Here is a 12,498-nt window from a genome sequence, read left to right as displayed (position 1 = left end):
TTGTAATGCACCACAGCCAGCGTCAGTGCATAGCCCGCGATCCGGGGCCGGCGTTCATACACAAGCACCCATCTAGCAAAAAACCCGCCAGGTCCATCCCTGGTCGGGTTCTGCCGGGATTGTAGCGAGCATGAATCGGGCCAAAACCAGGGTTTTATGCCGTGTTTACCCTCGGAAACAGACGGATAAGCGGTTTTTCACAAGTATTAGTCTGACTCATTATGCAAATACATTAACGAGCACAACTTATAGGACATAGGCCTTGCAAAGCGTTCTGGCTTTTCGGACTGGAAATACCTTGATACAAGTCCCCGCTTCAAAAGTCCTGCTTTCAGCGAAGCGTTTCCACGGCCAGCGCAACCGGACGGCAGAGAAATACGGCGGGTCAGCACCAATGCAGCGCAGCGCCAGCCAGTAGTGGGTGCATATCCACCGGCATGCGCAGGCCCGCGCACAGGCAGCCGCTTGCGCTACTGCAGCTATTTGTCCGATGTACCCGCCTCGTCATCCCACTTCCTCAGCAGGGCCAGCTTCTCGCCAATCTTGGCTTCCAAGCCACGGGGTGTGGGCCGGTACCAAGCCGGCTCCTGCATGCCATCCGGAAGATAGGTTTCACCCGCCGCATAGGCATTGGGTTCATCATGGGCGTAGCGGTATTCATGCCCATAACCCAGCTCCTTCATCAGCTTGGTGGGGGCATTGCGCAAGTGCACTGGTACTTCACGGCTCTTGTCTTGCTTGACGAAGGCTTTTGCCTGGTTGTAGGCGTTGTAGCCCGCATTGCTCTTGGCCGCCACCGCCAGATAGATCACCGCCTGGCCCAGTGCCAACTCGCCCTCGGGACTCCCCAGCCGTTCGTACGTCAGGGCGGCATCATTGGCAATCTGCATGGCGCGAGGATCCGCAAGCCCAATGTCTTCCCAGGCCATGCGCACGATCCGCCGCGACAGATAACGTGCATCGGCCCCACCGTCCAGCATTCTTGTGAGCCAGTAGAGCGCGGCATCGGGATGTGAACCACGGACCGATTTGTGCAGGGCCGAAATTTGGTCATAAAAATTGTCGCCGCCCTTGTCGAAACGCCGGCTGTTCAAGCTCAGGGCGTTCTGCAGGAAATCGGCCGTGATCACACTCAGACCTGTCGCCCTGGCGGCCGTACTGGTTTGCTCCAGCAGGTTCAAGAATCGTCTGGCGTCGCCGTCGGCGTAGCCAATGATGGTGTCTCGTGCCAGGTCATCAAACTCCAGATGGCCCAAGGCCATTGCCTGCGCACGCTTCAGCAGCAGTTTCAATTCTTCGTCAGTCAGCGACTTCAGCACATAGACCTGCGCCCGCGACAGCAAGGCCGAATTCACTTCAAACGAAGGGTTCTCGGTGGTCGCGCCTATGAAGGTCACCAGGCCACTTTCCGCATATGGAAGCAGCGCATCTTGTTGGGACTTGTTGAATCGGTGGATCTCGTCCACGAACAAGATGGTGTGCTTGCCCATGGCCAGGTTCTGCTGCGCCTGCTCCATCGCCGCACGGATGTCTTTGACACCCGAAAATACCGCCGACAGGGCAATGAACTCGCACTTGAAAGCAGTGGCCGTCAGTCGCGCCAAGGTGGTTTTGCCCACGCCCGGGGGGCCCCAGAAAATCATGGAATGCGGTGTTCCCGACTGGAAAGCCAGCCTCAAGGGCTTGCCTTCACCCAGAAGATGGGACTGCCCAACCACCTCGTCCAGGGTCTTGGGGCGCAGCGCCTCCGCCAACGGCGCAGAAGGCTCTTGTGCGAACAGATCAAGCATGGCGAACCCCTGCAAAACCACGGGCAAGTTCTCCATACGGCGCAATCCATACCAGCCCCCCTGCCAGCCTGCTCGGACGCAGGTGATCGGCCCGGTGGGCGTCCTTGGATGGAGGGGTGGAGGTCATGGTGTCGCGCGGGCGGAAATGGGGAGGATTTTTTTGCGCAGCAAGCGCTGCACTGATTCTGCCATGCGGTCCATCCGCAACAGCCCGCAGCCACCGAGCCCGCCAGATACCGTATCCTCGGGCACTTTCCGAGCAACCTTTTGCGCGCGCTGTTCCCAAATGATTTATGTTCCCGTGCCCGTCTGGCACATCGAGATCGACCGGCCCCTGCCCATCAATATCTGGGACTCCAAAGGCAATCTGCTGCTGCGCAGAGGCCAGGCCATCACCTCTGAACACCACCGCGACCACCTGTTTGCGCATGGCGCCTGTGCCATACAGAGTGACTTCAAGGCCTGGGCCCACAGTTACGACCGCCTGGTCTATGCCATGCTGCGCGCCGGCGCGAGCATCGACGACATCGCCAAAGCCAAAATGCCGGAAGAAATCCTGGAGCTGGACTACACCGTAGGCGAAGACATCACCGGCGACTGGACCGACGTGCAAGCCGTGCTTGGCTCCATCCTGCACGCGGGCGCGGTCGCCAAGAACCCGCTGGGAAGGCTGCAAGGCGTGCAAAAACGCGTGATGGAATTGCTGGACCACGACGCGGACGACAGCCTGTTCAAACTCTTCCAGACGCTGGCCGACCGCACGCTGGGCTACTGCGCCACCCATGCCCTGTTATGCGCGGCAGTATGTGAACTGACAGCGCGCAAAATGGAAGTAGACGAACTGGTGCGTCCGGTACTGATGCAGGCCGCACTAACCATGAACATCAGCATGGCCAAACTGCAGGACTCGCTGGCCTCCCAAAGCACGCCGCTGAACTCCACGCAAAAACAGATGGTGCAGGACCACCCGCAGCGCAGCGCGGACATGCTGCGCGCCTTCGGTGTAGTTAACGAGGACCTGCTGGACATCGTGTCGCGGCACAACGACCGCGATCTCCGCAAAGGTCTGGCGCGCAACCACCTATGTCGGCGCATTCTGTATACGGCAGATGCCTTCATCGCCAAGATGGCCGCACGTAGCACCCGGCCCGCCTTATCCGCCTTGGTGGCTGCACGCTCCAGCATCGTCGGCGCTGGGGAAGAAGATGCCGAGGTCGCCAAAGCCATGGCCACGGCCGTAGGCTTTTACCCGCCCGGCACCTATGTGCTGCTGGCCAATGGGGAGAAAGCCGTGAGTGCCAAGAAAGGCGCCTCAGTAAACACCCCGCTGGTCGTCAGCGTGGTCAACCCGCAAGGCCTGCCGCTGGGCATTTATGTGATGCGCGACACGCGGGAGAAAAACTATGCCATCCAGTCACCCGTGGCATCCGACAGCATGCGCATACACCACGAGCGGGTACAGCGCGCCCTGGGCAAACTGCCGCCAAACAGCTAAAACTTGCCCCCGGTTAGTGGCGGCAACGGCTACTGCCGCACCACGTCGGCACCTGCCGGCGGCTTGAACTGAAAGCTGTCCGCCGCCAGGCTGGGGTTGAGTTCCATCTTGGCGAAGCTCATCACCGAGCGCTGGCCAAAGCTGTCCAGAATCTCCAGCGCGCCGAGTTCGGTCGCTTTGTCCACCTGCTTGAAGCCCACGCGCACGCTTTGCAGTTGACCGTCCTTGGCCTTGGGGGTGGCCACTACCCACTGCAGGCCATCCTGGTCAGGTGCGGCCTGCAGAGTGAAATCGGCCTGCAGGGCTTTCAGATCGGGTGCAGCCGCGATCAGCGCTGCAGGCGTGGAGCCCAGCACCTGCGATTGCTTGCGCGCCGTCACCTGGTTCAGGTCCACGTCATACAGCCACAGGGTCTGACCATCGGCCACGATGCTCTGCGCAAATGGTTTTTTGTAGATGAACTTGAAGCGGCTGGGGCGTTGAAACTCAAACGTGCCGCTGGAGGTCTTGCTGCGCGCAGCCTGCCCGTCCTTGGGTGGCGAAGTCACCACCTGGGTGAATTCGGCGCGGCCGGTCTTCGCTGTCTTCACGAAGTCTTCCAAGCTTTCAAGGCCTCCGGCGCAGGCAATACCTGCGCCAGCAGCTATGAATACCGTAGCAATCAGTTTTTTCATGTATTTACTCCGCGCGCGCCGGCACCAGAATTTCACGTTGGCCCGCACCGCTCATTGCGCTGACCAGGCCGGCTTTTTCCATGTCTTCCACCAGGCGCGCGGCGCGGTTGTAGCCGATCTTCAAATGGCGCTGCACCAGGGAGATGCTGGCCTTGCGGTTCTTCAACACTACCTCCACTGCCATGTCGTACATCGGGTCCTTCTCGCCCCCGCTGCCGCCACCCAGACCGTCAGCACCCTCGCCGTCCTCACCATCGACCGTGCCGCCTTCCAGCACGCCTTCGATGTAGTCGGGCTCGCCCTGGGTCTTCAAGTAACTTACAACGCGGTGCACCTCTTCGTCGCTGACAAAGGCGCCGTGCACCCGGGTCGGCATGCCGCTGCCGGGCATGTACAGCATGTCGCCCAGGCCCAGCAGGGCTTCGGCGCCCATCTGGTCCAAAATGGTGCGGCTGTCGATCTTGCTGCTGACTTTGAAGGAAATCCGGGTCGGGATGTTCGCCTTGATCAGGCCGGTAATCACGTCCACGCTGGGCCGCTGGGTCGCCAGAATCAAATGGATGCCGGCAGCCCGCGCCTTCTGCGCCAAGCGGGCGATCAACTCTTCGATCTTCTTGCCGACCACCATCATCAGGTCGGCCAGCTCGTCGATCACCACCACGATGTGCGGCTCGCGCTTCAACGGTTCGGGGCTGTCGGGCGTCAGGCTGAACGGGTTGTAGATGAACTCTTCGCGCGACGCGGCTTCGTCGATCTTGGCGTTGTAGCCGGCCAGGTTGCGCACGCCCAGCTTGCTCAGCAGCTTGTAGCGGCGCTCCATCTCGGCCACACACCAGGTCAGGCCATGCGCGGCTTGGCGCATATCGGTAACCACTGGGGCCAGCAGGTGCGGAATGCCTTCGTAGACCGACATTTCCAGCATCTTCGGGTCGATCATCAAGATGCGCACATCGCGCGCCTCGGCCTTGTACAGCAGGCTCAAGATCATGGCGTTGATACCCACCGACTTGCCCGAGCCGGTGGTGCCGGCCACCAGCACGTGCGGCATCTTGGCCAGGTCGACCACCACCGGGTTGCCGATGATGTCCTTACCCAGGCCCATGGTCAGCAGCGACTTGGCCTCGTGGTAGACCTGCGAGCCCAGGATTTCCGACAGCGTAATGGACTGGCGCTTGGCGTTCGGTAACTCCAGCGCCATGTAATTCTTGCCGGGAATGGTTTCCACCACGCGAATGGACACCAGGCTCAAGCTGCGCGCCAAGTCCTTGGCCAGGCCGACGATCTGCGAGCCCTTGACGCCGGTAGCGGGCTCGATCTCGTAACGGGTAATCACCGGGCCGGGCGAGGCCAGCACCACGCGCACCTCGACGCCGAAGTCCTTCAGCTTTTTCTCGATCATGCGGCTGGTCATTTCCAGCGTCTCGGGGGCCACGGTTTCCTGGCGCAGCTGCGGGCCGTCTAGCAGGTCCACCTGCGGCAGCTTGGTGTCGGGCATCTCGGTAAACAGCGGCTTTTGGCGCTCCTTCGCCACACGCTGGCTCTTGGGTGGATCAACCAAAGTCGGTTCAATCATGACCGGCTGAGGGTGGTGGGCCTCGATCTCGACGCGCTCCTCGCGCACCACGGCTTCACGCTTCTTGGCAGCCTTTTTGCCCACGGCCAGGTCCACCGCCACTTCGCGCTTCTCGCGCCGCGTTTCCACCAGGGAATAGGTCCAGGCGCCCAGACGCTCAGCCACCTGGCTCCAGGAAAAGCGGAACACCGCAGACACACCAATCACCCCCAGCGTGATCCACACCAGGCCGGAGCCGGTAAAACCCAGCCACTTGACGCCAAACGGACCGATCAAATAACCCAGCGCACCGCCCACATGGCCCGGCAGCTGCGGCTCAAGCCGGTACAGACGCGACCATTCCAGCCCGGTGCTGGCGCACAACAGAACGGCCAGGCCAATCCAGAAAGTCCAGGCATTGCCACTAAGACGTGGCGCAGGCTGCTGGGCACGCTCATCCGGGGCATGGCCACGCATCCAGCCGGCCAGGGCAGCCAGCCAGGCGCGCACACCGGCAGCAAAACACCACCATACAGAAAAACCCAGGCTGAAATAGCTGAGGTCTGCGATCCAGGCACCCAGGCGCCCGCCCCAGTTGCGCACCACGGCGCTCTGGCCAGAGGTGGACCAAGCGGGGTCTTGCAAGGTATAGCCCAACATGGACATGAGCCAGAACACCAGGGCCAGCAGCCCCAGGATCAAACCGATTTCACGCGCAAAACGGTTGAGGCCCGTGCGTACGGGCGACACCACCGGGCCAGATGAATTGAGGGTATTGAGAGAATAAGTCATGGGCAAGAAGTACTGCCCTGAGCTTACCCCAAGCCCAGCCCCCGAATGGGGCACGGCGGCCACGCACTCGCCGCAAGATGTAAGAACGTGTTCAAACAGCCCGTGCAGTACTGCCAATCGTTTAAATCAGGCTACCCAGCACCGACTGGATGTGGGTCGAGCCATTGTCCTGGCTGACGATGTAGCCACGCTCCTCCAGGTCTTTCATGACGCGGCTGACCATCTCGCGCGAGGCCCCCACCATCTTGGCCACGTCCTGGCGCGAAATCTTGTCACGAATGACCATCTGGCCGTTCACGTCATGGGCGGCAGACTCCAGCAGCACATGGGCCACACGGCCGTACACATCCATCAGGGCCAGCGACTCGATCTTCTGGTCGGCACGGCGCAACCGCTTGACCAGCCCAGTCATCACAGCCCGGGCCATGGCGGTATTGCCCTCCAGACAGTGCTCGAATTCAGCACGGCCCAGCACCAGGCAGTCGGTGAGGGCATCCGCCTGCACGGTGGCCGAATGCGGTTCGTGGTCGATCAGACTCATCTCCCCCACATAGTCACCCATTTGCAGCGTAGCCAGGATCACCTCGCGACCGCGACCGTCTGTGGTCAGCACCCGGGCCCGGCCGCTGAGCACGATAAACAGCGTGTCAGACTTGAGGCCTTGCTCGACGATCACCTCGCCCCGTTTGAAGCGTCGCTTGGTGACCGCCTTGGCCACGACATCCGCCTGCTCGGACGTCATGCTGGAAAACAGGGGAACGCGTAACAGCAGCTCTATGTTGGACAACATTGACATTCGCATTTCCTCTTTAAAAGACACATCAGCCTCTGCCCGGCCCATGCCTAACCCTCGGCAAGGGCAACTGCACGGAACCCTGCAAGCCATAGGTTCTTACAATCTGGGGCAAAATTTCAATTAAACGCCATCGTTAAAAGCGCCCGGCAGCCACGCTGACTTGCATTTTCATAGCAAGCCGCGAACTGTACACGGCACCCTCCTATTTTCACCACAGGTTTTCATCCATGTCCATGATTAAACACGCCAAAGTTTTGGTTTTGGGGTCGGGCCCCGCCGGCTACACCGCCGCCATCTACGCTGCCCGCGCCAACCTGAACCCGGTACTCATCACCGGCATCGCCCAGGGCGGCCAGCTGATGACCACCACCGAAGTAGACAACTGGCCTGCCGATGTGATGGGCGTGCAAGGCCCCGAGCTGATGCAGCGCTTCCAGGAGCACGCCGAGCGCTTCAAGACCGAAATCATTTTCGACCACATCAACACCGTGGACTTCAGCAAGCGCCCCTTCACCCTGACCGGCGACAGCGGCAGCTACACCTGCGACGCGCTGATCCTGGCCACCGGCGCCTCCGCCCAGTACCTGGGCCTGGAATCCGAAACCGCCTTCATGGGCCGTGGCGTGTCCGGCTGCGCCACCTGCGACGGTTTCTTCTACCGAGGTGAAGACGTGTGCGTGGTCGGCGGCGGCAATACCGCCGTGGAAGAAGCGCTTTACCTGTCCAATATCGCCCGCAAGGTGACCCTGGTGCACCGCCGCGACAGCTTTAAGGCCGAGGCCATTCTGGTGGACAAGCTGCACGAAAAAGTTGCAGAGGGCAAGATCGAGCTCAAGCTCTTCCACACGCTGCAACAGGTGCTGGGCGATGCCTCCGGCGTGACCGGCGTGCGCCTGAAAAGCACACAGAGCGATGCCACCACCGACGTCACCCTCAAGGGCTGCTTCATCGCCATCGGCCACAAACCCAATACCGAGATCTTTGCTGGTCAGTTGGAAATGAAGGACGGCTACATCGTTACCCGTAGCGGCTTGCAAGGCTTTGCCACCATGACCAGCGTGCCCGGCGTATTTGCCGCCGGCGACGTACAAGACCACATCTACCGCCAGGCCATCACCAGCGCCGGTACGGGTTGCATGGCCGCACTGGACGCACAGCGTTTCCTGGAACAAGGCACGCATTAAAAGCAAGCCCGCAGGCGGGCCTGAATTTATACAAAAGGAGCGGCCGGCGCAGGTACCACCTGCACCGGCCGCTCTTTTTTTGATAGTAAATAGCTACTGCGCAGGCTTGGGCTGCAAGGTGATGCGCAGACCCTGCGGCGTCACCTCCAGGCTGCCGGGTACATAGCCCATACCTTCCACGGTGGCCATGTTCTTGGCGCTGACCTGGTAGAGGCTGGCATCGTCCAGCAAACGTTCGGCCAGCTGAGGTGCCAAGCCTTGCACCAGGCTTTGGTAGCGCTCGGGCACGCCGGCAAAATCCAGGCTGTTGACGTGCAGATCGACCAGGCGGATGGTCTGGTCGCTGGGCTCGAAACGCAGGCCATAGTCCACATCCAATGTGCCATTGAATACATTGCGGCCCAGGCGCTCGGACACCTGGATCTGCAGCGACGTGCCGACGCGGTTATGCTCGGGCAGCATACGCACCTGGGGCGTTTGGGCCTGGATTTCAAACAACGGGCCGATGCGGCCGGTATAAGGGAAACGCTGCGCCAGCAGCGACTGGATCTTCTCGGTACTGATAGTGGTGCTACGCGGCCCGGTGCCAACGCATGCAGCCAGCACACTCACACCCAGCAGCAGAACCCAGCGCAACAGATAAACATACAAACGCATTACAGCAAAGCCTCCTTGTCTACACCACTGCGGCCCAGTTGGATGCGCAGCTTGCGCAGGGCCTCGTTTTGCACCTGGCGCACCCGTTCACGGGTCAGGCCCAGACGCACACTCAAAGTATCCAGGGTTTCGGGTTCACGGTTGTGCAGGCCAAAGCGGCCATCCAGCACCTCGCGCTCGCGCCGGGTCAAGGTGGCGGTCCAGGCCTCCAGCAGGCGCTCCACCTCGTGGATCTGGGTGTGTGCGGCGGGGTCCAGTGCGCTCTCGTCCGTCAAGGTGTCACCCAGGGTCTGCCCGTCTTCCGAGCGGTCGAAGGTCGAGTCCAGCGAGCGCGGTGTTTCGGCCAGAGCCAGCAGGTCGGCCACCTCATGCTCGTCGCGGCCCATCAGGGCGGCCACGTCGTCCACACGCACACCGTCCGGGCGCAACGCGGCAAATACCGGGTCATGCTCCAGCGTGCGCCGGGCCCGCAACACCTGCTGCAGCTCGCGCACCACATGCACCGGCAGGCGTATCACCCTGCCCTGCTGCATCACCGCACGCTCGACCGACTGGCGTATCCACCAGGTGGCATAGGTGGAAAAGCGAAAGCCCCGGTCGGGCTCGAACTTGTCGATGGAATGCATCAGGCCGAGGTTGCCCTCTTCGATCAGATCGCCCATGGGCACACCGCGTCCCAGATAGGCCTTTGCGATGCTCACGACCAGGCGCAGATTGTGTTCGATCATGGCCTGGCGAGCCGCAAAGTCGCCGGACCTGGCACGCACCGCCATGTCGAACTCTTCGCTGGCGGTGAACAGCTCGGTGCGGCGCACATCGCGCAGATACAGCGTGAGCGCGTCGTGGATTTCGCCGCCCGTGGCGAGCCAGGAGGCCAGGCCGTCGCCCGCCAACGGCGCGGCATCGACCTCGGGTACGGCATCTTCGCCCAACGCATCCACGACCAAGGTCTTAGCGGATACGTCAGGCTTTTGCATGGTGTTTACCGGTTGGGGAGGTATTTGGTCGGATCGACCGGCTTGCCCTGGCGTCGAATCTCGAAGTGCAGCTTCACACGATCGGTGTCGCTGCTGCCCATCTCGGCGATCTTCTGGCCCTTGCGCACAGACTGGTCTTCTTTGACCAACAAGGTCTGGTTGTGCGCATAGGCTGTCAGATACGTGTTGTTGTGCTTCAAGATCAACAGATTGCCGTAGCCGCGCAAGCCGGCACCGGCATAGACCACGCGGCCATCGGCGGCGGCCAGCACGGGGTCACCGGCCTTGCCGCCTAAGTCCAGGCCCTTGTTCTTGGCTTCGTCGAAACCGGCGATCTGGCTGCCACTGGTGGGCCAGATGAAAGCCACGTCGTCATCACCACCTGTGGCCACGGCAGCCGCAGGAGCTGCAGATACGGGTGCCATCGGCTTGCTGGCAGCGCTGGCCGGGCTGCTGGCCGCACTGGCCGCGGCACTGGCGGCAGGCACCGCAGCCGCCGTCACGGTAGAGCTGGTGACCGGGCGCGTCACCACGCCAGCTTCGGTGGCCGTGGCGTTCGGCGAGATCACGCGCAGCACCTGGCCAACTTCAATCAGATTGGGGTTGTCCAACCCGTTCCAGCGCGCAATATCCTTCCAGCTCTGGCCGTTGTCCAGGCCGATGCGGATCAGGGTGTCGCCAGGGCGGACTGTGTAATAACCAGGCTTGCCTGCATTTTCGGCGCCGGGCAAGGGCTTGGCGGGAGCGGCATCGGCCGGCGCAACGGCAACGGACGACTGGGTGCGGACTGCCCCCGTACCACGGTCTTCTACCGGGGCTTTGTGCAAACTGGTACTGGAGCAGCCGACCACGGCCAGTACGGCCAAAACGGCGGCCGTGTATTTCCAATCCTGAGGACGCAAAGCGAGCATGTGTAATTCCTGTTCAAGCAATCCCTGATTTTAGAGGGACAAAGTGAACGGCCTCGAGCAATTGCTGCTGCAGACCTTTGGCCGTTTTATCCACAACCACCAAAGCCTGCTGCCCCCCGGGCGTCACCATGGGTGCAACCAGGCGCCCACCCACAGCGAGCTGGTCCAGCCAGGCCTGTGGAATCGCCTCGCCACCCGCAGCGGCAATGATGCCCGCATAGGGCGCGCCCTTGGCATAGCCAACCATACCGTCGCCAAACAGCAGGTGCACATTCGGCAGGCGAAAGGGTCGCAGATTGGCGCGTGCCTTGTCGTGCAGACCACGCAGGCGCTCGATGCTGTAGACCTCGCGCGCCAGCACGGCCAGCACGGCAGCCTGGTAGCCGCAGCCCGTGCCAATCTCCAGCACACGGCCCAGCGGCCCGGCATGGCCTAGCGGAGAATCCAGCAGTAGCTCGGCCATGCGGGCTACCACATTGGGCTTGGAGATGGTCTGACCCAGGCCGATGGGCAGGCTGGTGTCTTCATAGGCCTGGTTCACCAAGGCGGTATCGACAAAGCGGTGGCGCTCCACCTGGCCCATGGCGCGCAGCACAGCGGCCGAGCTTATGCCCATGGCGGCCAGCTTCTGCACCATGCGCGCACGCACCGCAGCCGAGTCCATGCCGTGGCCGGGTGCCGGTGCATGTTCGAAGCTTTTAGGGCCTCTGGCGCTGGAATTAACTGCGGCAGCAGCTACTTTTTTAATAGCAACTGTCTTGCCCGATGGAGCACCGGAGGAGAGGTCCAGTCGCGCGGGAAAGCGGGGACGTTGGGTCATGGAATCCACTGCCGCTATGCACCCGCGAGATGGGCCGCAGTCTGCGCCCAGTAACCCAGATGGTCGTGGTCAGTGAGATCCACTTTAAGAGGAGTCATGGTCACATGGCCTTGCAGGCTGGCATGGAAGTCGGTGCCTTCGGCATCGTCCTTGGCGCGGCCGGCCTCGCCTATCCAGTACATGGTGTCGCCACGCGGACTGTCCATGGTGATGACTTTTTCGGCCGCATGGCGGCGGCCCAATCGGCACACCTTGAGTGGCTTGAGCTCTTCCAGCGGCAAGTTGGGGATATTGATGTTCAACAGAAACGGCTGGGCACCCACCAACTGTTGTTGGGTCATACGCAGCACCAGATTGCGCGCAGTCTGGGCTGCGGCATCCAGATGCTGCCAGCCCTTCTGGGTTTGCGAAAAAGCCAAAGACGGAATGCCGAACAAATAGCCTTCCATGGCTGCACCCACGGTGCCAGAGTAAATGGTGTCGTCGCCCATATTGGCACCATTGTTGATGCCAGAGATCACCATGTCCGGCCGGTAACCCAGCAAGCCGGTCAGCGCGATATGCACGCAGTCCGCCGGCGTGCCGTTCACATAGCGAAAGCCGTTGCTGGCCTGGTGCACGTACAGGGGGGAGTACAGGGTCAGTGCATTCGACTTGGCGCTGTTGTTGTGCTCGGGAGCAACCACCTCGACCTCGGCCACATCTTTCAGGGCTTCATACAGCGCAACAATGCCAGCGGCCTGGTAACCATCGTCGTTGGAGATAAGAATTTTCATAACAACAGGAACATGCCCGTCCGTTCAGCAGACCGGTTTCAAAATGTGATTTTGGATTGTAGGGAAGTTCTGTC

At 61.5% G+C, this 12,498-nt stretch carries 11 protein-coding genes; 2 read left to right on the top strand and 9 right to left on the bottom strand.

Annotated elements, in window-relative coordinates; translation table 11 throughout:
* Positions 1-479: 479 nt before the first annotated feature.
* Complete coding sequence (locus AC07R0_RS21570) at positions 480-1,790, bottom strand: replication-associated recombination protein A (protein ID WP_495099423.1); 1,311 nt, start codon at positions 1,788-1,790, stop codon at positions 480-482.
* A 286-nt stretch (positions 1,791-2,076) separates the two neighbouring features.
* Here AC07R0_RS21570 and AC07R0_RS21565 point away from each other — a divergent pair, with 286 nt between their 5' ends.
* Entirely contained in the window at positions 2,077-3,285 is a 1,209-nt protein-coding gene (locus AC07R0_RS21565; RefSeq protein ID WP_495106394.1) for an HD-GYP domain-containing protein, read from the top strand.
* Positions 3,286-3,314: 29 nt separating this feature from the next.
* Here the strand turns inward: AC07R0_RS21565 and lolA are convergent, their stop codons facing one another.
* The 3 genes from lolA to AC07R0_RS21550 form a co-directional block, all read right to left on the bottom strand.
* Positions 3,315-3,959 carry an outer membrane lipoprotein periplasmic chaperone LolA gene (gene lolA, locus AC07R0_RS21560; protein WP_495106393.1) on the bottom strand — a complete coding sequence of 215 codons (645 nt, stop codon included), beginning with the start codon at positions 3,957-3,959 and terminating at the stop codon, positions 3,315-3,317.
* Between the two features lie 4 nt (positions 3,960-3,963).
* Complete coding sequence (locus AC07R0_RS21555; RefSeq protein WP_495106392.1) at positions 3,964-6,303, bottom strand: DNA translocase FtsK; 2,340 nt, start codon at positions 6,301-6,303, stop codon at positions 3,964-3,966.
* 121 nt (positions 6,304-6,424) lie between these two features.
* Positions 6,425-7,099: a Crp/Fnr family transcriptional regulator gene (locus AC07R0_RS21550; protein ID WP_490592787.1), complete on the bottom strand. Its 675-nt coding sequence runs from the start codon at positions 7,097-7,099 to the stop codon at positions 6,425-6,427.
* 227 nt (positions 7,100-7,326) lie between these two features.
* Between AC07R0_RS21550 and trxB the strand changes: the two genes are divergently transcribed.
* Positions 7,327-8,283, top strand: coding sequence for a thioredoxin-disulfide reductase (trxB, locus tag AC07R0_RS21545; protein WP_495074979.1), 957 nt, complete (start codon positions 7,327-7,329; stop codon positions 8,281-8,283).
* A 93-nt stretch (positions 8,284-8,376) separates the two neighbouring features.
* Here the strand turns inward: trxB and AC07R0_RS21540 are convergent, their stop codons facing one another.
* The 5 genes from AC07R0_RS21540 to surE all read right to left on the bottom strand — a co-directional run bounded on the left by AC07R0_RS21540 (position 8,377) and on the right by surE (position 12,424).
* Positions 8,377-8,940 (bottom strand): YceB family lipoprotein, encoded by a 564-nt coding sequence (locus tag AC07R0_RS21540; RefSeq protein ID WP_495106391.1) that lies wholly within the window; start codon positions 8,938-8,940, stop codon positions 8,377-8,379.
* The gene (locus tag AC07R0_RS21535) at positions 8,940-9,917 is read right to left on the bottom strand and encodes a sigma-70 family RNA polymerase sigma factor (RefSeq protein ID WP_495106390.1); all 978 of its coding nucleotides are present in this window, start codon (positions 9,915-9,917) and stop codon (positions 8,940-8,942) included. The genes AC07R0_RS21540 and AC07R0_RS21535 overlap by 1 nt, the downstream gene beginning before the upstream one ends.
* Positions 9,918-9,922: 5 nt before the next feature.
* A complete protein-coding gene (locus tag AC07R0_RS21530; RefSeq protein ID WP_495074982.1) occupies positions 9,923-10,828 on the bottom strand; it encodes a peptidoglycan DD-metalloendopeptidase family protein in 906 nt (301 codons plus the stop codon).
* A 13-nt stretch (positions 10,829-10,841) separates the two neighbouring features.
* Positions 10,842-11,492, bottom strand: a complete 651-nt coding sequence (locus AC07R0_RS21525) for a protein-L-isoaspartate(D-aspartate) O-methyltransferase (protein ID WP_495106480.1) — start codon at positions 11,490-11,492, stop codon at positions 10,842-10,844.
* Positions 11,493-11,662: 170 nt separating this feature from the next.
* Complete coding sequence (gene surE / locus AC07R0_RS21520; protein ID WP_490592781.1) at positions 11,663-12,424, bottom strand: 5'/3'-nucleotidase SurE; 762 nt, start codon at positions 12,422-12,424, stop codon at positions 11,663-11,665.
* Between the last annotated feature and the right edge of the window lie 74 nt (positions 12,425-12,498).

It is taken from the genome of Rhodoferax sp. GW821-FHT07F03 (genome assembly GCF_059418745.1).
The sequence above is the reverse complement of the archived record's forward strand: the minus strand, read 5'-3'. Positions and strand labels throughout refer to the sequence as shown.

Excerpts from the sequence above, each read along its gene's own strand:
- AC07R0_RS21570 (WP_495099423.1), bottom strand. The coding sequence starts at position 1,790 with ATGCTTGATCTGTTCGCACAAGAGCCTTCTGCGCCGTTGGCGGAGGCG.
- AC07R0_RS21565 (WP_495106394.1), top strand. The coding sequence starts at position 2,077 with ATGATTTATGTTCCCGTGCCCGTCTGGCACATCGAGATCGACCGGCCC.
- lolA (WP_495106393.1), bottom strand. The coding sequence starts at position 3,959 with ATGAAAAAACTGATTGCTACGGTATTCATAGCTGCTGGCGCAGGTATT.
- AC07R0_RS21555 (WP_495106392.1), bottom strand. The coding sequence starts at position 6,303 with ATGACTTATTCTCTCAATACCCTCAATTCATCTGGCCCGGTGGTGTCG.
- AC07R0_RS21550 (WP_490592787.1), bottom strand. The coding sequence starts at position 7,099 with ATGTCAATGTTGTCCAACATAGAGCTGCTGTTACGCGTTCCCCTGTTT.
- trxB (WP_495074979.1), top strand. The coding sequence starts at position 7,327 with ATGTCCATGATTAAACACGCCAAAGTTTTGGTTTTGGGGTCGGGCCCC.
- AC07R0_RS21540 (WP_495106391.1), bottom strand. The coding sequence starts at position 8,940 with ATGCGTTTGTATGTTTATCTGTTGCGCTGGGTTCTGCTGCTGGGTGTG.
- AC07R0_RS21535 (WP_495106390.1), bottom strand. The coding sequence starts at position 9,917 with ATGCAAAAGCCTGACGTATCCGCTAAGACCTTGGTCGTGGATGCGTTG.
- AC07R0_RS21530 (WP_495074982.1), bottom strand. The coding sequence starts at position 10,828 with ATGCTCGCTTTGCGTCCTCAGGATTGGAAATACACGGCCGCCGTTTTG.
- AC07R0_RS21525 (WP_495106480.1), bottom strand. The coding sequence starts at position 11,492 with ATGGACTCGGCTGCGGTGCGTGCGCGCATGGTGCAGAAGCTGGCCGCC.
- surE (WP_490592781.1), bottom strand. The coding sequence starts at position 12,424 with ATGAAAATTCTTATCTCCAACGACGATGGTTACCAGGCCGCTGGCATT.